Source organism: Arthrobacter sp. TmT3-37 (assembly GCF_054510835.1).
The window spans coordinates 1-23,681 of record NZ_JBTNDU010000009.1 but is presented as its reverse complement, the minus strand read 5'-3'; the positions used below and the strand labels follow the sequence as shown (position 1 = coordinate 23,681).

Here is a 23,681-nt window from a genome sequence, read left to right as displayed (position 1 = left end):
CGTGGCCGTTCCGGTAGCAAGCAGGGGCTACTCCACCAACGTCTCGCCCTGGTGGGCCGCCCCTGACGAGGAAGAAACACCGGAGCTCGTCTGGCCGAAGAACATCATGGTCTTCGACAGCATGCGCCGCCAGGAAGCGCAGGTCACCTCGGTGCTCCGGGCCATCACGCTCCCCGTGCGCCGCACAGTGTGGCGGATCGACCCGAATGGCGCCCGCGAAGAGGTCGTGCAGCACGTCGCCGACGACCTCGGCCTGGACATCGTCGGCCAGCCCAAGCGACAGGCGCTGCGCTCGCAGAATCGCTTCTCGTGGAGCGAGCACCTGCGCCACGCGCTGCTGATGCTGCCGTTCGGCCACTCATTCTTCGAGCAGGTGTACGTCATCCGCGACGGCAAGGCCCACCTCAAAAAGCTGGAGTGGCGGCCGCCGCGGACCATCTCGAAGATCGACGTCGCGGCCGACGGAGGGCTCGTCGCTATCGAGCAGCACGCCTCGAAGCCGGGCACGAAGGACGCGCGAATCGAGATTGGCCGCCTGGTCGCCTACGTCAACGAGCGGGAGGGCGGGAATTGGCTTGGCCAGTCCGTCATCCGGCCGGCATACAAGTACTGGCTCCTCAAGGACCGCGCGCTGCGCGTACAGGCGCAGACCCTCGACCGCAACGGCATGGGCGTCCCGATCTACGAGGCCGGCGAGGTCCCGTCCGGGCTGAACGGCGAGGAAGCGAAGAAATACCAGGAAGAGGAACTCAGCAAGGGCCTCGACCTCGCTCAGGGTCTCCGCTCGGGAGACAACTCGGGCGGCGCGATCCCTCACGGAGCGAAATTACCTATGAAGGGTGTTGACGGCACCCTTCCGGACGCCGAGAAGCCGATCCGGTACTACGACGAGCAGATCGCCCGCGCGGTCCTCGCGCACTTCCTGAACCTCGGCACCGAGACCGGCTCGTGGGCTCTGGGATCGACCTTCGCGGACTTCTTCACGCTGTCCCTGCAGACGATCGCCATGCAGATCGCCGACGTCGTCAACCAGCACGTCATCGAGGACCTCGTCGACGCCAACTGGGGCCCGGACGAGCTCGCTCCGAAGCTCGTGTTTGACGAGATCGGGTCCCGCCACCCGGCGACAGCCGACGCGATCGAACGCCTGGTGCGCGTCGGCGCGCTGCGCCTGGACGATCCGCTGGAGGCGCACCTGCGCAACCAGTACAGCCTCCCTGACCGCGACCCGGACACCGAGCGGGCGCTGCCCTCCACAGCCGGCCAGTCCGGAACCGATCAGGACCCTCCCCCCAGCCCAACCAGACCGCAGCCAGGCGAGCAGCGGCAGACCGCAGAACGGTGGCCAGGAACATGACCCGCACTCGCAGCACCGCAGGCCCCCTCCCGCGGCCAGCAGAAGACCCCAAGTGGTTCCGGATGGAGGCGCAGAGCGGCTCCACCGCCGACGTCTACATCTACGACGTCATCGACAGCTGGTGGGGAGTCAACGCCTCCGAGTTCGTCAAGGAGCTCGCCGCCCTCGACGTCGAGACCATCAACCTCTACGTCAACTCCCCCGGCGGGTCCGTGTTCGACGGCACGGCGATCATGAACGCCATCCGCCGGCATAAGGCGCACGTCGTGGCAATCGTCGACGGACTCGCCGCCTCCGCGGCGTCGTTCATCGTCCAGGCCGCCGACGAGGTCGTGATGGGCTTCGGCTCCGAGATGATGATCCACGACGCCTCCGGGATCTGCTGGGGCAACGCCGGGGACATGCGTGAGACCGCCGACATCCTCGACCAGCTCTCGCAGACCATCGCCAGCGTCTACGCCGAGCGTGCCGGCGGAACCGCCGACGAGTGGCGCGACGCCATGCACGCCGAGACCTGGTACACGGCCGAGGAAGCCGTGGCCGCCGGCCTCGCGGACCGCGTCGAGACCCGCAAGGGCAAGGACGCCGACGATGACCAGGACAACGCCACCGCGAAGTTCGACCTGTCGATCTTCGCCCACGCCGGCCGCCGGGACGCACCCCGGCCCCTCGTGCCCACCAACCACGTCCGCAAGGACCGACTGAGCCTCGCCAACGGCCACGCCCTGCCGGCGCTCACCAACCTGGTCGACAAGGCCACCAACAAGCCTCCGGCCGAGCCGGCGGAAAGCACCAACCCCCGACAGAAAGGAACCGACACCATGTCGGACGCACTGACCAAGGGGCTCCGTGAGCGGCTCGGCATCCCTGCCACCGCAACCCTCGACGAGGACGGCCTGCTGGCCGCCGTCGACGAGGCGCTCGCAGAGCAGGAAACCCCCACCACAGCTGCAGCAGCCCCCGCGGCCGCCGCGACTGCCCCGGGCACCGTCGTTCTCGACGAAGCCCAGTACGAGCAGCTGCGCAACGACGCAGCGCAGGGCCGCGAAGCCCGGGACCAGCAGGTCGCGGACGCCCGCGCGAAGCTCGTCAACGACGCCGTCAATGACGGCCGGATCCCGCCCGCACGGCGTGACCACTGGGTGGATGCGATCGCGAAGGATCCCGGCATGGCCGAGACCCTCGGATCGCTCCAGAAGAACCTGATTCCGCTCGAGGCGCGCGGCTACTCGGGTGGCATCAACGAGGCATCCGACGAGGACGCCCTCTACAGCAAGGCATGGGGCTCCGCCCCGGCCGAGACCGAGAAGGGAGCCTGATCATGGAGCACATCCGGAAGTTCAACCCGGGCGCCGGCGTCACGTTCAGCGCGGAGACCGACGTCGTCGGCGGCCGTCTGGGCGCCATCAGCGGCGATCGCCAGATCTCGCACGCTGCCGCGGGCAGCCGCTCCTGGTTCGGCGTCATCGCGTTCGACGCGAAGGCCGGCGAGGACGTCACCGTGTACCCCGGCGGAGTCCAGTCCCTCGAAGTCGTCGGCACGGTCGCTGCCGGCGACCTCGTCATCCCCGCCGCGGACGGGAAGGTCGCGCCCATCGGGGCAGCCGATGCCTCCCTCGCCGTCGGCCCCGCCCTCGTCGGAGCGACCAACGCGCGCGCCGACATCGCATTCAGCCGCTAGGAGGCCTCATGTACCAGTACCCAACGAGGGCCGTGCAGGTCACGGGCCCGAGTACCGCAGAGATCCACACGATGATGAAGACCCCTTCGGTCATCGCGCGGCGCCTGCGCACCCTGCTCGACCAGAAGTACATCGCGGACCGCCTGCTGCAGGGCCGGTTCATCGCGGTCGGCGGCGCGATCCTCTACGAGACGGGCGAGCCCATCTTCACCGAGGACGAGCCCGAGGCCGTCGCCCCGGGCGCCGGTTACCCGCAGACGAAGATGACCGGCGGTGAGCTCGCGACCGCCCGCACCAGCAAGTGGGGCCAGGACTCCCCGGTCTTCGACGAGGCGATCGCCCGCCTCGGCATCAACCCCGTCGACCGCGCATTCACGAAGCTGGTCAACCAGTCCGTGAAGTTCGTCGACTCGGCCGCCCTCGGCGTCATCGCATCCAAGGTCACCCGCCAGTTCAACGTCTCGGCCGCCGGCGGACCGGGCGCCTGGGTCGGAGACGGCGCAGGCGACAAGATCGTCGAAGGCACGCTCCTCGCCGTCGCGTCGGTCACCGGCCTCGACGAGGGCTACAACCCCGACGTCGTCGTCCTCAAGCCCACCCAGTGGGCCAAGGCCGTCGCCCGCCTCAACGCGGCAGGCCTCCTGCCCCGCGAGGCCGGCAACCCGCTCGTCAGCGGCGTGTGGCCGCAGGCTCTGGGCCTCACCTGGATGACCAGCAACCACACTCCTGTCGCGGATCCGATGATCCTCGACACCGAGCAGCTCGGCGGCATGGCCGACGAGGACCTCGGCGGCCCCGGCTACGTCAAGACCGGCGGCGTCGGTGTCGAGACCAAGTCGATCCGCAACGACGACAACGACTCCTACATGCTGCGCGCTCGCCGCACGACGGTCCCCGTCGTGCTCGAGGGCAACGCCGGCGTCACGATCACCGGGACGGAGCTCTAATGCCCGCCGCAGCTCACCGGGTCACTGCGACCCTCATCGTCGCCAAGACGGACACCGGCGAGGTCTACCTCCGCAAGGGCGCCGTGCTCTCCGCGGCCGTCGGCCCGGCCGAGCGCAAGCGCCTCATCGGACTCGGCCTGGTCGAAACCGTCAAGGTGCCCACCGCGGCCGAGCTGAAGGCCGCAGCGGACGCCGCAGCCAAAGCGATCGCCGACGCAGAAGCCGCAGAGGCCGAGCGGGTCAAGCAGGCTGAGGAAGCCGAACGTCAGCGGCTCGAGGCCGAGGGCAAGAAGTAGGACGGGAGGTGCGCCATGACTGATCTCGCTCAGGTCACTGATCTGGAGAAGGCGTGGCGCACCCTCGCCTCCTTCGAAAAACCCCGCGCCGAGTACTACCTCGGCTTCGCCTCCCGCCGGATCCGCCAGCGCTGGGCCGACGTCGACCAACGGCTCGCGCTCGCCGTCGGGGATCCTCGGCGGCTGGATCCGGACGACGTGCGCGACGTCGCCGTGCACCTGGTCCTCGGAGTCATCGATGGGCCCACGATGCGTGGCGTGAAGTCGTTCTCGGAATCCTCCGGCTCGATGGCTCGCTCCGTGACGCTCGAGGCGGGCAAGCAGCACCTGATCGCCTTCGAGGACTGGATGGTACAGATCTTCGAACCGAGCGCGTCCCCTGCAGCGCCGCGCGGTCCGCGGGGCCACTTCCCGAAGTCGCGCGGCTATGGCGGGCTGTTTCCCGGCCGGGAGGAGTACTGATGTACCCGCATCCGAACGGCGAGACGATCATCGTCCACCCGTACGAGGGCGAAAAAGAGGACGACCACGGCAACGAGTCGCCCACGTTTGGTCCCGACCGCGAGGTCGAGGGTTGCGGCATCGATCCAAACGGAGCGACGTCGGAACCGAGTCGGCAAAACCGCAGCCTAGTCATCGAGGAGTACCGGGTCTTCGGCCCGCACGACATTGAGCTGGGCGCGCAGGACGAGGTCACTGTCCGCGGCGTCCGCTGCACGGTTCAGGGCGACCCGAACGCCGGGCGTTCCCGGAATGTCTTCACCGGGTGGGCCCCTGGTTGCGAGTTCATCGTGCGACGGGTGGAGGGCTGATGCGAAAGGACCTGCGGCTCCTCAATGCCGGCTTCAGGAAGCTCCGCAACGACCGAGGGGTGGTCGAAGATCTCGAACGCCGGCTGAGAAGAATTGCCTCCGTTGCTGGCCCGGGGCACCGCGTCACCGTGAAATCGGGCGGCACGCGCGCCCGCGGGAGGGTCTACACCGCCACCACCGCGGCGAAGCGTCGTGAGGCGCGTGACCGGACCCTCTCGAAGGCGCTGGACGCCGGGAGGAACTGATGGAGAACGAGCCCGTCTTCAGTGACCCGTATACGTTCCTCCGCCCGGTTCTCGACGCCCGCCTAACCGCGAAGCTCGGCCGGCGCGTGCACATCGGGACGAAGGTTCCGAACCCGCGGAAGACCGAATTCATCCGGCTGGTCCTCACGGGCGGATCGCGGAAGAACGTCATTACCGAGTCGCCCACGATCGCCATCGAAGTGTGGGCAATCGATTCCACCGAGGCGCTGCGCATCGCCAAGCTCGCCTCGGCGATCATCCACTCGCTCGCCGGCGAGCTCATCGACGGCGTCCAGGTGGGCGAGGTCGGAGCGTTCGGCCTTCCTCAGGACCTACCGGACGAGGACTCGACGCACGCGCGATTCACGGCCACCTACTCGATCGACCTCAGCTTCACCGACACCCTTTAGGAGATCAGCATGAGCACCACCCTGTACCACCCGACCGCCCCCGGAGTCACCCGGGAACGCGACGACGAGGCCGATTACAAGGCCCACGTCGACGCCGGCTGGCTGACGGAGGATCCGAAGGTCACGGCCGAGAAGGAAGCCCAGGAGGCTGCGGAGGCCGAGCGGCGCTCCGAGGCGGCCAAGAAGGGCGCCCAGACGCGCAAGAAGAAGGCGGAGGAGACCGCGCCCGTCGATCCCGCCACCTCGGATGCTCCCGTCGTGAGCATCGTCAACGACACCCCCCAGTAACACCCACCCCTCACGGCTCACCGGGCCACCCCTATTTCCTCTGGAGGAATCATGGATGTACGAAACCTGACTGCTGGCGGCCCGGCGGCCACCGGCGGAATCCTGCGCGCCCCGCTGCGGTCCGTCCTGCCCGTGGACGCATCGACTGCCTTCGCGGCCGCGTGGAAGCGCCTCGGCCTCGTCGGCGAGGACGGCCTCGCGCCCTCGGGAGAGCGCAACTTGGAGAGCATCCGGGACTGGTCCGGCGACACCGTCGCGGACCTGCAGACCGACCACTCGTCCTCGTTCACGTTCCCCCTCCTCGAGGTGTTCAACGAGGATGTCCTGAAGACGGTCTTCGGCGATGGCAACGTCACCGTCACGGCGCAGACCGAGACCCGCGGGAAGCTCTACACGATCATCGAGGATGGCGCCCAGCTGCCCTTCGCCGCATACGGCTTCGACATGCGCTACATCGGCAAGAAGATGCGCATCCTCGTCCCCAACGGGAAGATCACCACCGTTGAGGAGACCCCGTTCGTCGTGGGCGGCCTCAACATGTTCACCTGCACCGTCTCGGCCTACAAGGACGAGTCCGGCAAGAAGGTGTACCGCTACTACGAGGACGAGATCCGCGCCGCGTAGCACCCCTCCTGATTGCTTCCCTGTTAGCCGACGGCGGGCCGGATGGACCCGTCGCCGTACCGTCGCCGGTCGCGCCGAGCGGCGGGCGGGAGGGTCGCACCCTCAGAGCGGCAAGGCAGCAGTCAGACCGGCGGCGCGGGCTTTCCATGGTGGGCTTCCCCGCGCCGCCACCCACCCCCACCGCAGGAACAGAGAGCCCACCACCAGCCCGACAGGGCACCAGAACCCCACCAGCAGGAAGAAGAACCCACCATGCCACAGACCACCGCAGCGAAAAAGACCACCGAACTCGCGAAGGACGCCGGCGCGAAGACGCCCGAGGACAAGAAGAAGCCCCGCCACAAGAAGCACGAACGCTTCGAGTGGACCAGCGACGACGGCCACACGCTCTCCGCGGTCTACGTGGAGAATCTGCCCTACGGCGCCGTCATGCAGTTCCAGAAGCTCGAGCCTGCAGAAGCCCAGGACAGCATCATCGGCCTCATCCTCAACGAGGAAGACCGGAAGCTCTTCAACGAGGAGCTGAGCGTCGGGGAGGTCATGGAGTTCCTCGACCAGTGGCAGGAGGAGTCCTCCATCTCGCTGGGGGAACTCTAAGCCTCGTCGAGCTCCTCGAGGAGCACAGCGAGGCCGTCGAGTACGAGCTCATCGGCCGCGGCCTCCGGCTGCGGAACGTCGGAACGCGAAAGTTCAACTGGCGCGATCTCTGGGTCATCATCAAGGGCCTGCCCGACGACTCCGCACTGCACCGCGCGATCACAGTCGTCGACGAGGACAGCATCTGGACCCCCACGATGATGCTCCTCGCCGAGGTGCACGACCTGGTCGCCTACCTCGTGTGGTTCCAGACGAAAGACGGCCAGGCCAACCGCAACCGGCCCAAGCCCTTCCCCCGTCCGGGGTACCGGCAGAAGAAGGAAGAATACGCGCCACTGCCGGCCGACGAGATGCTCGAATGGCTGGGCTGGACGGCTCCCGACGACATCGGCGAACTCGAAGCGGTCATCGAGGCCGAGGAGCAGGCCGAGGCTGCCCGCTCCCGCTCGAAACTGACCGAGGACGACGTCCGGGCCATCCGGGCGGCCACGGGGCTCTCACAGACGCAGCTGGCCGCCCGGCACTGCGTCTCGAGGTCGACCATCGCAGCGGTCCGCGCTCGCCGCACCTGGCAGCACATCAACTGAATAGAGGCCGAGGGGCCTCCTGATCTCTAGGAGGCTCCCTTGGCACTCATCACATTGGCAGAGGCCGGCATCAATCTGGTGTCGACGTCGAAGGGCCTCGGCAAGTCAGTCGTGTCCGAGTTCGGCGTCATCGAGTCCGGTGCGGAGAAGACCGGCGGGCGGATCAGTTCGAAGCTCTTCGGCGGGCTGAAGACCACGGCCAAGGTCACCGGCGCCGGAGTGGCTGCTGTCCTCGGCACCGCCCTCGTGAAGGGCTTCGGCCGTCTCTCGGCGATCGAGAACGCCGAGGCCAAGCTCTCCGGCCTCGGCCATTCCGGCGAAACCGTCACCGGGATCATGAAGGACGCGCTCGCCGCTGTGAAGGGCACCGCGTTCGGTATGGACGAGGCCGCCACCACCGCCGCCGGCGCGGTCGCAGCAGGCATCAAGCCGGGCAGGGACCTCGAGGGCGTCCTGCGCCTGGTCGGGGACGCCGCCACCATCGGTGGCACCTCGATGTCCGAGATGGGCTCGATCTTCAACAAGGTCGCCTCGTCGGGCAAGGTCCAGGGTGACGTCCTGGCGCAGCTGGGCGACAAGGGCATCCCCATCGTGCAGCTGCTCGCCAAGGAACTCGGCGTCACGGCCGCGGAGACCGTGAAGATGGCCTCCGACGGGGAAATCGGCTTCGAGACCTTCCGCAGGGCCATGGAGTCCGGAATGGGCGGGGCGGCGCTCAAGAGCGGCAACACCGTCTCGGGCGCCTTCAAGAACATGAACGCCGCCCTGTCCCGCTTCGGCGCGGCACTACTCAAGGACACCTACCCCCTGATCGGCCCCGTCTTCAACACCCTGACGACGTGGATCGACAAAGCCACGGAAAAGGTCGGTCCCCTCGCGGCAGCCTTCTCCGGAACCTTGTTCTCCAGCCTGCAGAGCATCTGGGGCATCATCTCCCGCCGGGACTTCACCGGGCCGATCTTCGGGCTGCAAGAGGACTCCGAGCTCGTCGGCTACCTGTTCACTCTCCGGGACGCCGCAGCAGTGACCTTCACCGAACTGCGCGGCGGCATCCGTGCCTTCGGCGCAGCGTGGCACTACAACGACGGCGACATCACCTCCTCAGGCTTCCCTGGCTTCATGGAGCGCGTCGGCTACATCGCACGGCAGGTCTTTGGTGAGATGCGCGGCTCGGTCCTCGCCTTTGGCGCCGCGTGGCGGTACAACGACGGTGATATCACCAGCTCGGGCCTGCCCGGCTTCATGGAGCGCGTCGGGTATGCAGCACGCCAGACATGGGACGCACTCAAGCTCCTCGACTTCACCTCGTTCAACGGTTTCCTGACGTCCCTCGGCAACGTCGGAGGCACCGCTGGCGCCCAGCTCGGCAGCATCGGCCAGTCCCTGACCGTCCTCGCGCCCGCGGGACGCGAATTCGCGGCCCAGCTGCCGAACATGACCGGGGCCTTGGTCAAGCTCGCCGCGGTAGGCCTGACCGTGGTCACCGGGGCGCTCTCGTTCCTCGCGAACAACGTCGACACGATTATCAAGTTCATGCCGCTGATCGTGGCCGGCTTCATCGCCTGGCGGGTGGCAACCGCCTACACGGCCTCCGCCATGATCGGGCTGCAGGCCGCGCAGGTCGCCATGACTCCGGTCATCACCCTGAACAACGTCCTGCGCCTCATCGCCATTCGCGGCGAGCAGCAGCTGGCGATTGCCAACGCGCAGAACACCGCCACGCAGCTCGCGAACAACACTGCAATGCAGGCCGGCGCCACCGGGCGGTTGCGCATGGCCAGCTCGACGACCGCGACAGCGCTCGCGACCGGCGGGCTGACTAGCGCGCTCGGAATCAGCACCATCGCGACGCGGGCCCTCGGCTTCGCGGTGAAGGCGCTACCGTTCGTCGGCCTGATCGCGATCCTCGCGTCCGTCGTGGCGGCCGGCGTCTACTTCTTCACCGAAACGGAGAAGGGCCGGCAGATCGTTACTGCCGCATGGTCCGGCATCCAGGCGGCTATCGGCGCCGTAGTGACATGGTTCCAGACCACCGTCCTGCCGATCGCGCAGCAGGTCTTCGCTGCCATCGGCACCGCGGCGTCATGGCTCCACCAGAACGTCATCACACCCGCGATGACCGGAGTCCGCGCCGCGGTCGGCTGGATGTCCAGCTCCTTCCAGGGGGCGCTCGCCGTCGCTCAGCCGGTGTTCGCCGGCATCGGGACGGTCCTGAACTCCTTCTGGATGCTGGCGTCGAAGATCTTCGAGATCGTCGTTGCCGTCGTCACGAAGATCCTGATTCCGGCGTTCATGTCCTTTTGGCAGGGCACGATTGTTCCGGTGTTCGCCGCGGTCGGGTCGATCATCTCGTCCTGGTGGAATCTCGCCAGCACGGTGTTCGGGCTCGTGGTCGCATTTGTGCGAGGGACGCTGGCCGGAATCTTCACCTGGTTCCGCGACTCGATCATCACCCCGGTGTTCAGCTTCATCTCCGGAGTGATCGATCGCCAGGTCCTCGGCTGGACGCTGATCTTCCAGACGTTGGTCGCCTTCTTCCGCAACACGCTCGGTCCGGTGTTCTCGTGGCTGTACGACCGTGCGATCAAGCCGGCCATGGACAATGTCGGCGGCGTCGTCCGCGGCGTCTATGAGCGGACCCTGAAGCCGATCTTCGATGGCATCGCGGACATCATCCAGAACAAGGTCCCTAAGGCCTTCGATCTGGGCGTGACGGCGGTGAAGGCAGCGTGGGACAAGCTGCAGGACATCGCCAAGGCCCCGGTTCGGTTCGTCGTGGACACGGTCCTGAACAAGGGCCTGATCGCGAACGTGAACAAGATCGCGTCGAGGGTCGGCGTTAGTCCGCTGCCCGACGTCGCGCTCCCACGCGGCTTCTACCGGGGTGGCATCATCCCGGGGAGGGACCCGGGCAAGCGGGACAACGTCCTCACCCCGATGCGTTCGGGCGAGGGCGTCCTCGTGCCCGAAGCCGTCCGTGGCATCGGCGCGAAAACCGTCAACGCGCTGAACCGTGCTGGAAACGCGGGCGGCGTCGGCGCTGTCCGGGCGCTGATGCGCGGCGGCAATGCGTCGAACCTCCTGGCGAACGGGTCAGCTCCGCTGCACTTCGGCGGTCTGCAGCAGGCCTTCCGGTCAGCTGGTACCGCGTTTGTTCGGAGCAACGGAGCCGGCGCGTGGGACCTCCCGGGTGCTGCGCGCATGTGGGACGGTGCGGCGGGCCTGCGGGTGAAGGTCGGCGGTGGCTCTCCGAGCATGACGGCTACGCAGCGCCCGCTGGGGGCCAACATCCTCGGCTACGCCTACAGCAACGGGGAGATCAGCCTCGCTTCGGCGTGGGCGAATGTCCTCAGCGCGGTGCAGCGGCGGACGACATCGGCCCACGAGATGGGCCACGTCTTCGGCCTCCCGCACGAGTCCGGGCAGCGTTCGATCATGCACCCGAACCTCGGGTCGCAGTCACCGACGCCGACCGCCTTCGACATCCGGAACCTGCAGTCGCTCTTCCCGGGGGGCTCGGGCAAGGCCGGATCCGGCAGCGGTGACGGCAAGGGCTTGCTCGAGGCGATCCTCGCACCGTTCAAGCGGATCGCGGACGGGCTGATCGAGAGCATTCGGTCCAACTTCCCCGGCGCGGGCACGTTCATCGATCTCGCGGTCGGGGCGGGCAAGGCAGTTGTGGGCATGGCCACGAAGTGGATGTCCGACAAGATCGGCGGGCTCAAGGACATCGCGTCGAACATCTGGGACGGCGCGAAGAAGCTTGTCGGGCTCGGATCACTGGCTCCGCAGTCGCTCTTCCCAACCCTGTACGACAACGGCGGTGTGCTCGAGCCCAATGGCGGCCGGCCGCAGCTGATCCAGAACAAGACCCGCAAGCCGGAGCTGATCCACACTCCGGGGCAGCTCGCGGCGCGCGACCAGTACATCGCCGCGCAGGCGCAGGCCGCCAGCAGCGGCGGGTGGTTCGAGGGTCAGCTCGTGCTGGACTCCGGCGAGCTGATGGGAACGATCCGCGGCGAGGTCCGCCGCGGCATCAACGAAGCGGCCTCCGGGACGCGATACACGAGAGCGGGGCGCTGATGGCTGAGCTTGCAGTTGAAGCGATACTGGACGCGCCCTGCCCTCGGGCGGGTATCACCCTCACCGGGCTCAGTGCCGGCGAGCACGTGGTGTCGATCTGGCGGACCACGGATGGGCAGCGTGTGCCCGTCCGTGGCGCACGGATGGTGCCCGTAGTGGACTCCGCTTACTGGGACGACTGGGAGGTGCCGCTCGGCCGCCCGGTCATCTTCGAGCTCGAGGTGGTGTCCGGGCCGGATGCCGGCGCGCAGGGAATCACCGACGAGGTGTCCGTCGACGCGGAGTTCGGATACGTGCAGGACCCGCTGAACCCGGCGGCGGCCGTCCCTGTCTTGCACCGCAGCGCAGAGGGCGGGCCGGCGGTCCTTGTCTCCGGCACCTTCGCGAAGATGGCCTACGCCTCGGACATCAGCACCTTTCAGATCATGGGGTCCTCGACGCCCGTCGGCGTCGGCGGGATCAGGCAGGCCGCCTCCGGCGTCCCGCTGTCGATGCTGACCCGCGGGGAGGAAGAGAACCTGCGCATGCGGGACCTGGTGGCCGGCACGTCCATCCTGGTCATCCGCGGGCTGCCGGAGTGGGGAGCCCGCGTGCCCGCCAGCGCGTCCTACGCCGCCGGCACCGTGACCGAGTCCAACCCGCTGCCCGGTGACCAGGTCACCGTCTGGGAGACGACGGGCGACACGGTCCGCGGGTCCTCCGCAACGATCCTGGTCGCCCTGTGGACGTATCAGGACGTCGCGGACATCTTCGCGACTTACGCACAGAAGCAGGCTGCTGCCAGCGGGCGCACGTACCTCGAAGACCAGAAGAACCCGGCGAACGTTTAGGAGGCTGCATGCGCACGATTAGCGAGAACACCCAGCAGGCCCTGGCGGGGTCCCGGTCAGGCGACGCTCTCGTGTGCTGGGTCTGGTACGGCGGCAGGCTCGTCTACCCCGATCCGCTGCCCGTCGTGTCCTGGTCCCTGCCGTGGAAGGGCGAGGACCGGGAAAAGGTGCAGGGCTCGCTCACCATGGAGATCAAGGATCCGGACGGCAAGCTCGGACCGTGGCTGTTCGATGACCCGCTCGGCGTCGGCGGCGCCCGCATCCAGGTCCTGTACCAGGTCGGCGGCGAGGGCGACGACATCAGGGTCGGGTGGTACCGCATCACCGGCAACGACACCGAGGAATCATGGGCGTTCCGGGTCATCCGCGAGGACGGCTACGTGGTCCCAGACTCAGACCTGCCTCCCCACTTCCGCCACGTCGCGCAGTCCCTCGGATCCTCAGTGTCCGTCACCGCGCACGAGCTCACCGCGGAATTGGACTCGGACGAGTTCCTCGCCCCCGAGAACCCGTCGACCCCGACCGTGATCTCCGAGGTGACGCGTCTGGTGGGCGACACCATGCCCGTGCGCTTCCGCGGCATCACCGACGCGACCGTGCCGCGCGACGTCGTCTACGAGGAGAACCGCCTCGAAGCCATTCAGGATCTCCTCGCCATGGTCGGAGCGACCTACCGCATGACCGGCGACGGGGAACTCGACTGCTACGTCAAAAGCTCCGACCCCGTCGCCGTCCTCGCCGGCGGGCCCAACGGCGTGCTGATCAACCTCAAGCGCTCGCAGAACGTCGACGAGGTCTACAACATCGGCATCGTCACCTCCACCCGCAAGGACAGCCAGCTCGTGGACGGACAGACCCGTGAGGTCGAGGTGCCCGTCATCGGACGCTACGAGATCACCACCGGCCCCTTCCGGGTCGGCGGGCCCTTCGGCCGACGGGTGATCCGCAACGACAACCCGCTGATGAACTCCGACGCCAAGGCTCATAAGGCCGCGGAGTCGCTGGTGCTCAACCGGCTCACCTCTCAGACCGTGAATGTGTCCGTCCAGTGCCTGCCGAACCCCGCCATCCAGTGCGGCGACCAGGTCACCGTCGAGGCCCCGCAGTCCGATGGAAGGCTCGTCCCTTTCAACGGCGAAGTCATCAACATGTCCCTCGGCGGATCCGGCGGCCGGGTGAACGAAATGACCCTGCTGGTCCGCTGCCTCCTCTCGGACGTTGCACGGGCGCTGAAGAACCACTCCATCGCGGACAGGCTCACCGACGCCCGTCCCGCCCTGACGCTCGAGACCATCAACCCGCTGCGCACCATCGACCAGATGAACATCAGCGGCGACGACGCCCGCTCCTGACCCGACCAACCGAGGAGGTGCCATGTCCCTGGATGTACTCATAGGGAAGATCGACCCCGGGCGCTCACGGTGCCGGCTGGGAACCGTGGTCACCGTCAACGGGATCCGGAAGGTCAACGTCGACGGCAGCATCCTCTCCTGCACGTGGGCCGACCCGATGGTCGTCGACGACGGGGACCCGGTGAACGTCGAGTTCTACACCGCCGGCATCGGCCAGTCCCGGGCGCACGTGGCATCCCGCTCAACCGCCCAACCGCGCCCGCGGACGGGCCGGGTCACGCAGGTGCCTGCCGGCTCCCCCACGATCAAGGTCGAAGCGCTCGGCGTCACCTACGACGCCGAGCAGGTCAACGGACCCTACGTCCTGGACGACATCGTGCACCTCGACTGGGGAGCCGGCCGGGTCCGCGCCATGGGCAAGTCCACGCAGACCGCCACACCTCCCCCACCCGCAGTCATCGCGCCTCCTCCCCCGCCACCAACCCTGTCCCGCACCGGATACCAGTCCGGCGCCGCGATCGGCTCACGGACCTTCTGGATCCAGGGCAACAGCTGGGGCAACTACGCCGGCGACGGCAACAAGGTCCACCAGGGCAGCTACGGCAACGCCTCAGTCAGCGGCGCATGGTTCTACGGCACCCAGTTCCGGAACCTGCGCGGCCGCCGCATCACCAAGGTCCAGTTCCGCACCGGCCAGCGCCTCGCGGTCGGCAACCACGGCCAGCCGGCGACCTTCCACTTCTACGCCCACACCAACCACAACCAGCCCGGCGGGGACACCAACAGGGTCGCCGGCCCCTTCAACTGGACGGCGGCACCCGGGCAAGGCCCGGCCTGGATTGAACTGCCGCCCGAGTTCGGAGACATCGTCGCTGCAGGTGGCGGCATCGCGATCTTCGGCGAACCGTACGCGGCCATGCAGGGCACCACAGCACGATCCCCCGAATCCGGGGCACTCATCCTCGACTGGTCCTACTAGGAGGCCCCCATGCCAGCGAAAACCCGCAACGGGGTAACCACACCCGTCGGCTCCGACCCCTACAACCTCACCGCCGACCTGAAAAAGGCCTTCGAATCCGCGCTCCTCACAGTGCCCGTCGAAGACCTCGCCGCCCGCAATGCGCTCGCCGCGCTCTTCCCCAACAACACGCTGCCGCTGAATCTCAGCGTCGCGCGGGCGGACATCCCCGGCCTCATCGAGACGTGGACCGGCACCCGGTGGATCAGCAACTCCGGATCTATCCACCTCGAGCTCGCACGCCAGGCAGGGGCGAACATCGCCAACAGCCTGTGGGGCCCTGGAACCCCCACCGAATTGACCGCCGGCGTCGACCAAGGCGGATCCCGCAACGCCTCACAGTTCAGCTTCCCCGTGAACAACCAGATCGAAGTCGCACAGGAAGGCCTCTACGCACTGTCCTGGGCGGTGACCGACTTCAGCAGCGGTGCGAACGGCTTCATCACCATCCGCAAGGACGCCACCAACCAGGTCCTCGCACAAAAGGCCCTGTCGAGCACCTTCGACGTCACCGCCGAACGGCCAAGCATCCACCTGACCGCCGGGGAACGTGTCCGGTTCAACTTCCAGACCACCACCGCGGTGTCCTCCAAGCACCTCATCTCCGTCACGAAGATCGGGTGACCGCCATGACCCCGAGAACCAGGAGAAGCATGCACGACCTTCTACTCAAGGCAGACGACTGGCAGACGCGCCTCGGCAGGAACCACGTCCCCGAGCTCATGACCGGCGGCACCGTCATCATCACCATCGCCCTCGGCCTGGCCATGATCCTCACCGCCGAGACGTTCATGGCCACCGCCACCTTCCGGAAGAACTTCGAGTTCGCCCGACCGGAAACATGGGGAGTCGTCATGATCCTCACCTCCGTCCTCCTGCTCGTCGGCTTCCTCGCCCGCAGCGACGGCGCCCGCTACGCAGCCCTCGTCGTCACCGGGATCTACGCACTCTTCGGCGCACTCGCCGGCTACGGACCCCTCACCGGAACCGGCGGCGTCCTCTCCGCCGGCATCGTCTACACCGGCCTCGGCTTCTTCACCCTCGTCACCATGCTCGTCATCGGCGCCCGCACCAGAGTGGACCGATCATGAGCACCGGCTACAAGCCCCTCGCCGTCACCTCCACAACCAACGCCATCGCGCTCGCCGTCTACCTCGGCCTCGCGTCCCTCGGATGGGTGCAGCTGTCCAACAACGACGCCGTCTACCTCGACGACTACCTCGGCCTGCAGGCGTCGACCGTGCTGATGACCCTCCTGACCGTCTCCGGGCTGACCGCATTCCTCACCTCGGTCGTGGCCGCGTTCCGCCTGGACCCGACGGCGGCCATGCTCATCGAGAGCGCAGGCCTGCTCTTCCTGACGATCGTCATGTTCTTCGTCTACCGCTCCCTGGTCACGGCTTTCGAACTGGCCGAGGCCCCGACCTCCATCGTCCTATCCCTCACCGTGCTCGCTGGGTGCGCGCTGAGACTGCTGCAGATCGCCGTGGAGCTCTGGCGCGTTCGCCGGTCCCGCCGGCGCCCTCCGGCGACAACGGAAGTACCCGCGGAACCAACGAAGGGGTAGGCGTGAAGGAGGCGATCGAGACATTCGTGCCCCTCAGCCCCTTCCTGCTGGCGCTCCTGGCGCTGTTCATCCCGTCCGCGGCGGACCGGATGAAGTACAGGGCAGAGAAGGCGCAGAAGGCCAAGGACGCAGGGGAAGCGCCACCCGTCATGCAGGGCAAGTCCGTGGACTTCACGGACCGGTACCTGTCCGAGATCGACCGGCGGGACGCCGAGCAGGAAGCGACGATCGCCAAGCTCCGCCGACAGCTCGAAAACTGCACCTGCGGGGCGGCCAACTCCTGACCGAACCTCGCGGGCATCCCCACCCCCTACAGCCCCGCCACCCGGTCGGGGCTTCCTTATTGCACGGAAAGGACCATCGATGCCTGAACTATGGATGCCAGGCGCGGTCAGGGATCCGCAGCCCGGCGGAATTCCACTCAACCGTGCGCTGCCTCCGCGATGCACCTGGCACGCGACCGCGGACCAGATCAATGCCGCCGGCTATCAACCGCCCTTCGACAACGTCCGCCGGTACCTCAACTCCGTCGCCTATGCCCCGACGCTCCTCTGGGACCCCGTCACTGGGCATAAGGTCCAGAGCTACCCGGCGGACGTCGGGGGGCGGGCGCTGAGCCGCTGGAACGAGGACGGCGAGGTCCACATCCAGATCGAGGTCTACTTCGCTGCCGGCGCGATCCGCGAAACGAAGGACGGGCCCCGACGGCTCGCCACGATCGCTGAAACGCCCTGCAATGGTCTCGAGGAGATCCTCGCGTGGACGGACGGCTTCGGGATTCCCCGGCGGTGGCCGATCGCCGAACCGAGCGGGGGCCGGCAGGACGACGTCCATGTCTGGAACACGCAGGCCGGACACTACGCCCACGCTCAGGTCCCCGGCGAGAACCACGTCGACCCCGGACCTATGCCGCCCCTCACCCGGGCAGCGACGGTCCGGGAACTCGTGACGGGACTCGGAATCGTGGTGCCCGCATGAGCATCGCCATGCTCGAGCGGGCGCCCGTCGCCGCCGGCATCAGCCAGGGATGGAAAGAGAACGCGACCGCCGGCGTCATCCCGGACCCGAACGGCACGACCGTCCAGCAACTCGTCGCGAAGTACGGGGACTACCAGTCGCTTGGGCACGACGGCATCGACTGGAACTGCTTCATGCGAACGCTCGTCGTCGCACCGGGCGCCGGCGTCATCGACTGGGCCGGCTGGTCGCACGAAGCCCCCCGGTGGGTCACCGACAAGTACGGCTACCTGTTCCGGGACACCTCCGGCGGCATCGTCGTCTACATCGACCACGGCAACGGACTCGCCACCGCCCTGCTGCACCTCGACGAGACCGGCCTCAACGCCGGTGAGCGAGTCCGCGGCGGCGACCCCGTCGGCCTCAGCGGGACCACCGGACGGTCCGGCGGCCCGCACGTGCATCAGAGCCTCATCGAACTCGCGTTCGTGTACGTGACGCCCATGTACGGGCGCATCAACCCACTCAGCCGGATCCCCGCCGGCCTCACCATCCCTCTCGTCCCCGGTGGCACCGGCGACGCGGCTGGACCAGCAGACACCATCGCCGGGATTCCCGGCCTCACCGTAGGAGGAGCAGGAATGGCAACACCAGCAGAGAACCAGGCAGCATTCGAGCAGCTGTGCAAGGACGCGGCCGCTATCCGCGAGCACGCCGTCAAGAACGCCGAGCAGGGCGCAATGAACGTCTTCAACTGGCCAGTGCTCGACGCACTCGGGCGCATGCGGACTCCCATGGACCTCGTCCGCGAGGTCGGCGGCATCGCCACCCCGCTCGAGTGGATGGGCCCGGACGGCAAGAAGCAGACCGGCCCTCGCAAGACCACCACCGTGGCCACGTCTGCACAGTGGTCTGACGCCGGCACCGGCGCGATTCTCCGCGAGAACCAGGCGTTGAAGGAGCTCGTCCGGCAGCTGGCCGTCAGCACCGGCGCCGTTATCGACTACGACGAGATCGCCCGCGTCGTCAACGACGAGGAGGACCGCCGCAACGCCGAACGCCTCGCCCTCACCGTCATCCCCGTCGCACCCGAAGGCACGAAAGAGGAAAACAAGTGATCGTGTTCGACGTCCCCATCTGGCAGGTCCTCGGCCTGCTTTCCGGAACCATCCTCCCGCTGCTCGTCGGACTCGTCACGACGCGGGTCACACACAGTGGGGCGAAGGCGACCCTGCTCGCCGGGCTCTCCGTCCTCATCAACCTGGCCACCGAACTCGGATCCGCCCTGCAGGAGGGCGAGACGTACAACTTGGGTCTCGCCCTCGTCCTCGCGCTCGGCACCTTCCTGATCGCCGTGGGCATTCATTACGGCCTGTGGAAGCCCACCGGAGTAACGGACCAGGCACAGGACAATCTGCGCACCGCCAACACTCCGGGCCAGCTGCCCAACGGCGAGCATCAGGTCGTCGACCGCACACCTGGACCGGACCACCGCGCAGGTTCATGACCAGGATCCTCACCGCGGCGCCCGCCGGCACTGCGATCGGCGCGACGGCAGGGTGGCTCGCCGTGGCAGTCATCCTGCCGCCACTGATCCGGCACTCGGGCCACTACGGCAGTCGCGTACCAGCACGCTCGCGCTAACAGGAAAGCGGCACCGGACCTTCTGCGGGCCGCAGCCCAAGCAACACCCGGACCTCCTAGTGGGGTCCTTTTTCATGCCCGACCCCACTAGGAGGCCCACTCATGGGATTCATCACGTCAGCACTCGGCTTCAAGAAACCCGATCGTCGCGAGCTCCTCAGGAACCTTGCGGGGTTCATCTCTCATAACGCGACAAAGAGCGAAGAGCACTTCCTGGCCGACCGAAGCCGTCTCGATCGCGTGGAAGGCGATACCGCAGGCGTCCCCAAACTCATATCGTCCGCATACACCGCAGCCGTCCGAGACGCGCAAGCGTACACGGACGGCGAGGTCGGCAAGGATCGCACCCGCCTCGGCGGTGTCGATACTGCGCTCAGCGTGATTCGCGCAGGCCTAAATGACCTGCGTGCGATGGTGAGCCTTCTCGGGTCCTCCGCTATCGCTGAAGTGCCTGCAATCGTGGTTGAACAGTCAAGCGCCGTCAATCACACCTCGGATGTCCAAGCGGCACTGAATATTGCGCGGGACGCCGGGGGCGGCGAAGTGGTCGTCCCCTACACCGGCCAGGACTGGTGCATCGGCAAGCTGACGATCTACAAGAACACGACCTTGCGGTGCGCTCCGGGCGTAGTCATGAAGCGGTCTGGCGACACCTATGGCTTGACCAACTACACCGATGCGAACGGTCCAACCGACCCCACGGACCCATACAGTAATGACTCCAACATCAGCGTCATTGGCGGTACCTGGGACGGCAACATCGCTTCGGAGCCATACCTCAACACTGGCTTCGTCGTGTTCTACTTCGCCGCGGCCCGCAACATCTCCATAACCGGAGTGACCATTAAGGACACGGTCACCAACCACTGCATTGATGCCAACGGAGTCGCGGGACTGACAGTGCGAGACTCAAAGTTCCTGGGCTACAGAGATGCCACCAAACCTGGTGAGCCCCTGTACCCACGGAACTACTCCGAGGCCATTCAATGCTCGCAGTTTAACGACAGCGCGAAACCTGCCTTCCACGGGTCCGTCGGCGCCCCGAGCGTCGACGTTATCGTGCAAGGGTGCACCTTCGGAGCATCCGGCACGCCCGGCACCCAAGCGTACCCAGTCGGATTCGGCACCCACACCGCCTCGAACGACAAGCGCTCAAGCAACATCCAAATCACAGGGAACACGTTCAACGGCTGCACCTACGCAGCCATCCGCCATTGGACCTACGACGACCTGAAGATAATCGGGAACACCTTCACCGGCTGCGCGACTGGAGTGATGGGAAACAACTTCACCAACGGGCGCACCTGGAACGTCGCCACCAAGACGTTTACCGCGGGGCAGGCAACCCGGGTAGAGACGACTGGATGCGTCATTACTGACAACTACTTCGTGGACACGGTCGCGACTGACATACAACTCGTGGGAACGAACAACGACGTCAACGGATTCTGGGCGACGATGAACGACATCACCGTCGCCCGAAACATCTTCAAGGCGACAACCAGCGCGATGAGGTCCGGGCACAACATTCGCCTCTTCCTCTGCAAGGACGGCATTGTCGCCGAGAACCAAGGCGGCATGGCAGTCGAGGGCATTCTCTCCGACAGTGGAGTGAACATAGGCATCCTGAACAACAAAGTGGCCGGCACAACCTCCTACGGCATTAGGGTGCTCAAAACCACAGCGACTCCGAAAAACGGTGCGGCAACGTACTCGGTCAACAATCGGATCATTAACAACCACGTCGAGAAAGCCGGCACTCACGGCATTGGCGCGATCGCCCTGTACTTCGCCACGGTGGTCGGAAACACCGTGATGGACTGGGGTCAAACCACCCTCACCTCATCGGGCATCCTCGTCTCCGGGACCGACGGCGCACTGGTGTCTGGCAACAACATCTTGCACGGAACGGCGGGCGCAGGCGCAGGCATCGCTCTTGCTGGCTCGACGAACATCGCAGTGACCCCTGACAACCGAGTGGTCAAGCCCGACGGAGTCAAGGTTTCAGTGGCTGGTGCCGGTTCAACGTACGGGCCAATACAGTACGTCTAGCCCACCAGTAGCGGCTCCCAGCGTCGAAGTTGAAGCAACGACTGTCTACGAAAAGGTGCCCCGCCCGTGTCCGGTGGGTGGGGCACCTCATCTGCTGGTTCCATCAAGGCGATATCAGCCGGAGCCGATGGCTTAGTGTTGTCGGATGCCACAGAAGGTCGTCCTGACAACTCTCAAAAACTACTCTGACGAACGCGGGAATCGGATCACGTCGGAAAAACAGATCTCGGACAAGATCCGCATCACGTTCAACGGATCGAACAACACTGTCCGCATATCGCCAGACGCCAACATCGGCTCCCTGACGATACAGTTCGACCGCGACAACGCTTCATTCGAGATAGGTGCCGGGCGCAACGGGAAGTTCTCCGCCTGGGTAATGCTTGGCGAAGATTCCGGCGTGAAGGTCGGCAACGATGTCTCCTCCAACGGGCCATGCGTGATTACTGCAGCCGAAGGAGCATCGGTCACCATCGGGGACGACTCGATGCTCGCGATGGAGAACGAGATCAGGGCCGACGACTCGCACCCGATCTTCGATGTACACACGGGCAAACGCGCAAACCAGTCCCAGTCGATAAGCATCGGTGAACATGTCTGGCTCGCCAAGCGGGCGATTGTGTTAGCAGGGTCTTCGATCGGATCTGGATCGGTCTTGGGATTCGGCGCAATCCTTGCAGGGAAGATCCCGAACAACTGTGTCGCGGTCGGCGTACCGGCACGGGCGGTTCGCCGCGATGTCGCATGGGAGCGCCCGCACCTCATAGTGCAACCGCCGGCGTACAAGCCAGATTCAAGCGTTATCAAGACAACGCGTTGGTGGGACCTTACCAACGACCTCGAAGTGGCAAATAGCCCCGAACAAGCGCGGGCTGACGATCCTTCTCAGCCCGCTACGTTAGCGTTCCACCACAACGGTCAAGACTTCGCGATCGACTTCGCTTCCCGTGAAGAAGCCCAGGATTGGCGGGGCGATACCGATTTTGATGACGCCAGGATCGCCACCAAGATCACTGCCGCCGAAGCACTCCGCGTCCTGGGTCGTTCAGACGCGACCGAACCCTGATTGATCCATGGCGCGCCCCATCCTCCTTGTGAGGGTGGGGCGCTTTCGTCGTTGACGGGAAGCTAGAAGTTCTTCCTCAGCCAGTCCTCGTGGCAGTCAGTCGTGCAGAAAAACCCGTTCTGATCGTCCCGTAGTGGTTTTCTGCACTCCTGACATTGACGCCACCTCAGCTTGTCCCGCGCAAACATCTGAGCCAGGGCGTCAAGGATCCTCATTCCAGCAGGATAAGCAGCACGCCGTGGTTACCTGTCACCAGGCCCGGCTACGGTCGGTTCCATGGATAGAGCACCTCGTCCTGGCTGGCATGGGATCCCGCCTTCGCGGGACCGTTTCCTGCCACCTGAGTCTCTGCCGGAACCGACGGAGGGCGTGCATTGGACGACGGAAAAGGCCCCGCCCGTATGGGCCGACCTCACCTACCCGGGCGGCGCAGCCCAGACGGTCAAGGGCTTTGCAATGGCATGGACCCGCGAACTAGTGCAGGTGCAGTGGGTTGAGTACTCGATGGCCCGCACAACGTGGGTGACCGCGGATAAGGTCCGGCGCCGGCAAATCGAGGAACGACGGCCTCACCGCGACGGCTGAGCGCTTGGCTGTTGCCTTCCGCGCGGGGACGAGGGCCCCTCTCAGCGCCTGTTGATCCCATCAACAAGACCCAGATTGCGCATGTAACCGGGACTGTCCAGCTTCGCGCAATCATGCGGCTCGATAGATCGGCGTCATGCCCAGAAAAGCCTGAGCCACGTTTTCAAGTCCCCTCTTGCGCACAGAGCAGCACCGGTCTCCGGACCGACCTCCAGGCCCCGCCGGGCCGCACGCCCGGCGGGGCCCTTCCATGTCCGGCGACGACCGTGTGCGTACCTTTCCTGGAGATGCCACCCATCCACTCCTACGCGTCGCCCGAAGTACCTCCGAGACATCGACACGATGTGTTTCAGCAAACAGTTCCAGACCACGGGCACCCGCCGGGTCTCATCAACGGAGGACATCTCATGGAAATCACCAAGCGCAGGAACCTTTCGATCCTCGGGATCGCAGCAGTCTCGATGTTCGGTCTCGCGGCCTGTGGCGGTGGCGACGAATCCGCCGCCGAGGCCACTCCCAGCAGTGAGGCCAGCGAGACCAGCATGGCCGCCGAGTCCGCTTCCCCCGAAGCGAGCATGGCCCCCTCCGCCTCGGCCGACGCCATGATGGACCCCGCCGCGAACCTCGTCGGCCCCGGCTGCGCCGGCTACGCCGAGACCGTCCCCGACGGCGCAGGATCCGTC

General features: G+C 66.5%; 27 protein-coding genes and 1 pseudogene. All 28 read left to right on the top strand.

Features of this window, described 5'->3' with window-relative positions; translation table 11 throughout:
* Window position 1: 1 nt before the first annotated feature.
* Window positions 2-1,357 (top strand): phage portal protein family protein, encoded by a 1,356-nt coding sequence (locus tag ACX80U_RS12115; RefSeq protein ID WP_459268621.1) that lies wholly within the window; start codon window positions 2-4, stop codon window positions 1,355-1,357.
* Window positions 1,354-2,676 carry a head maturation protease, ClpP-related gene (locus ACX80U_RS12110; protein ID WP_459268620.1) on the top strand — a complete coding sequence of 441 codons (1,323 nt, stop codon included), beginning with the start codon at window positions 1,354-1,356 and terminating at the stop codon, window positions 2,674-2,676. The genes ACX80U_RS12115 and ACX80U_RS12110 overlap by 4 nt, the downstream gene beginning before the upstream one ends.
* A 2-nt stretch (window positions 2,677-2,678) precedes the next feature.
* Complete coding sequence (locus ACX80U_RS12105) at window positions 2,679-3,038, top strand: capsid cement protein (protein ID WP_459268619.1); 360 nt, start codon at window positions 2,679-2,681, stop codon at window positions 3,036-3,038.
* An 8-nt stretch (window positions 3,039-3,046) separates the two neighbouring features.
* Entirely contained in the window at window positions 3,047-3,985 is a 939-nt protein-coding gene (locus tag ACX80U_RS12100; RefSeq protein WP_459268618.1) for a phage major capsid protein, read from the top strand.
* The gene (locus ACX80U_RS12095; protein WP_459268617.1) at window positions 3,985-4,281 is read left to right on the top strand and encodes a hypothetical protein; all 297 of its coding nucleotides are present in this window, start codon (window positions 3,985-3,987) and stop codon (window positions 4,279-4,281) included. The genes ACX80U_RS12100 and ACX80U_RS12095 overlap by 1 nt, the downstream gene beginning before the upstream one ends.
* Before the next feature lie 15 nt (window positions 4,282-4,296).
* Window positions 4,297-4,743 (top strand): hypothetical protein, encoded by a 447-nt coding sequence (locus ACX80U_RS12090; protein ID WP_459268616.1) that lies wholly within the window; start codon window positions 4,297-4,299, stop codon window positions 4,741-4,743.
* The gene (locus ACX80U_RS12085) at window positions 4,743-5,093 is read left to right on the top strand and encodes a hypothetical protein (RefSeq protein WP_459268615.1); all 351 of its coding nucleotides are present in this window, start codon (window positions 4,743-4,745) and stop codon (window positions 5,091-5,093) included. The genes ACX80U_RS12090 and ACX80U_RS12085 overlap by 1 nt, the downstream gene beginning before the upstream one ends.
* Entirely contained in the window at window positions 5,093-5,338 is a 246-nt protein-coding gene (locus ACX80U_RS12080) for a hypothetical protein (RefSeq protein ID WP_459268614.1), read from the top strand. Before ACX80U_RS12085 ends, ACX80U_RS12080 begins: the two co-directional genes overlap by 1 nt.
* Entirely contained in the window at window positions 5,338-5,748 is a 411-nt protein-coding gene (locus ACX80U_RS12075; protein ID WP_459268613.1) for a hypothetical protein, read from the top strand. Before ACX80U_RS12080 ends, ACX80U_RS12075 begins: the two co-directional genes overlap by 1 nt.
* A gap of 9 nt (window positions 5,749-5,757) precedes the next feature.
* Window positions 5,758-6,036, top strand: coding sequence for a hypothetical protein (locus tag ACX80U_RS12070; RefSeq protein WP_459268612.1), 279 nt, complete (start codon window positions 5,758-5,760; stop codon window positions 6,034-6,036).
* 51 nt (window positions 6,037-6,087) lie between these two features.
* Window positions 6,088-6,660 (top strand): phage tail tube protein, encoded by a 573-nt coding sequence (locus tag ACX80U_RS12065; protein ID WP_459268611.1) that lies wholly within the window; start codon window positions 6,088-6,090, stop codon window positions 6,658-6,660.
* Window positions 6,661-6,912: 252 nt separating this feature from the next.
* Window positions 6,913-7,257, top strand: a complete 345-nt coding sequence (locus ACX80U_RS12060) for a hypothetical protein (protein ID WP_459268610.1) — start codon at window positions 6,913-6,915, stop codon at window positions 7,255-7,257.
* On the top strand, window positions 7,218-7,844 hold the full coding sequence (locus ACX80U_RS12055; RefSeq protein WP_459268609.1) for a DUF5361 domain-containing protein: 627 nt from the start codon (window positions 7,218-7,220) through the stop codon (window positions 7,842-7,844). Before ACX80U_RS12060 ends, ACX80U_RS12055 begins: the two co-directional genes overlap by 40 nt.
* Before the next feature lie 39 nt (window positions 7,845-7,883).
* Window positions 7,884-11,927 (top strand): tape measure protein, encoded by a 4,044-nt coding sequence (locus tag ACX80U_RS12050; protein ID WP_459268608.1) that lies wholly within the window; start codon window positions 7,884-7,886, stop codon window positions 11,925-11,927.
* Window positions 11,927-12,757: a hypothetical protein gene (locus ACX80U_RS12045; protein ID WP_459268607.1), complete on the top strand. Its 831-nt coding sequence runs from the start codon at window positions 11,927-11,929 to the stop codon at window positions 12,755-12,757. Before ACX80U_RS12050 ends, ACX80U_RS12045 begins: the two co-directional genes overlap by 1 nt.
* Before the next feature lie 8 nt (window positions 12,758-12,765).
* Window positions 12,766-14,109, top strand: coding sequence for a hypothetical protein (locus tag ACX80U_RS12040; protein WP_459268606.1), 1,344 nt, complete (start codon window positions 12,766-12,768; stop codon window positions 14,107-14,109).
* A 22-nt stretch (window positions 14,110-14,131) separates the two neighbouring features.
* A complete protein-coding gene (locus ACX80U_RS12035; RefSeq protein WP_459268605.1) occupies window positions 14,132-15,088 on the top strand; it encodes a hypothetical protein in 957 nt (318 codons plus the stop codon).
* A gap of 9 nt (window positions 15,089-15,097) precedes the next feature.
* Window positions 15,098-15,751, top strand: a complete 654-nt coding sequence (locus ACX80U_RS12030) for a hypothetical protein (protein ID WP_459268604.1) — start codon at window positions 15,098-15,100, stop codon at window positions 15,749-15,751.
* Window positions 15,752-15,780: 29 nt separating this feature from the next.
* Window positions 15,781-16,218 carry a hypothetical protein gene (locus tag ACX80U_RS12025; RefSeq protein ID WP_459268603.1) on the top strand — a complete coding sequence of 146 codons (438 nt, stop codon included), beginning with the start codon at window positions 15,781-15,783 and terminating at the stop codon, window positions 16,216-16,218.
* Complete coding sequence (locus ACX80U_RS12020) at window positions 16,215-16,694, top strand: hypothetical protein (protein WP_459268602.1); 480 nt, start codon at window positions 16,215-16,217, stop codon at window positions 16,692-16,694. Before ACX80U_RS12025 ends, ACX80U_RS12020 begins: the two co-directional genes overlap by 4 nt.
* A 2-nt stretch (window positions 16,695-16,696) precedes the next feature.
* Window positions 16,697-16,978, top strand: coding sequence for a hypothetical protein (locus ACX80U_RS12015; RefSeq protein WP_459268601.1), 282 nt, complete (start codon window positions 16,697-16,699; stop codon window positions 16,976-16,978).
* Between the two features lie 79 nt (window positions 16,979-17,057).
* Window positions 17,058-17,672 (top strand): hypothetical protein, encoded by a 615-nt coding sequence (locus ACX80U_RS12010; protein ID WP_459268600.1) that lies wholly within the window; start codon window positions 17,058-17,060, stop codon window positions 17,670-17,672.
* Complete coding sequence (locus tag ACX80U_RS12005; RefSeq protein ID WP_459268599.1) at window positions 17,669-18,769, top strand: M23 family metallopeptidase; 1,101 nt, start codon at window positions 17,669-17,671, stop codon at window positions 18,767-18,769. Before ACX80U_RS12010 ends, ACX80U_RS12005 begins: the two co-directional genes overlap by 4 nt.
* Window positions 18,766-19,158, top strand: a complete 393-nt coding sequence (locus tag ACX80U_RS12000; protein WP_459268598.1) for a hypothetical protein — start codon at window positions 18,766-18,768, stop codon at window positions 19,156-19,158. Before ACX80U_RS12005 ends, ACX80U_RS12000 begins: the two co-directional genes overlap by 4 nt.
* A complete protein-coding gene (locus ACX80U_RS11995; RefSeq protein WP_459268597.1) occupies window positions 19,155-19,295 on the top strand; it encodes a hypothetical protein in 141 nt (46 codons plus the stop codon). Before ACX80U_RS12000 ends, ACX80U_RS11995 begins: the two co-directional genes overlap by 4 nt.
* 102 nt (window positions 19,296-19,397) lie before the next feature.
* Window positions 19,398-21,347 carry a hypothetical protein gene (locus ACX80U_RS11990; RefSeq protein WP_459268596.1) on the top strand — a complete coding sequence of 650 codons (1,950 nt, stop codon included), beginning with the start codon at window positions 19,398-19,400 and terminating at the stop codon, window positions 21,345-21,347.
* A 145-nt stretch (window positions 21,348-21,492) separates the two neighbouring features.
* A complete protein-coding gene (locus tag ACX80U_RS11985; protein WP_459268595.1) occupies window positions 21,493-22,413 on the top strand; it encodes an acyltransferase in 921 nt (306 codons plus the stop codon).
* Between the two features lie 992 nt (window positions 22,414-23,405).
* Window positions 23,406-23,681, top strand: a pseudogene (locus ACX80U_RS11980) (fasciclin domain-containing protein); the annotation flags it as partial.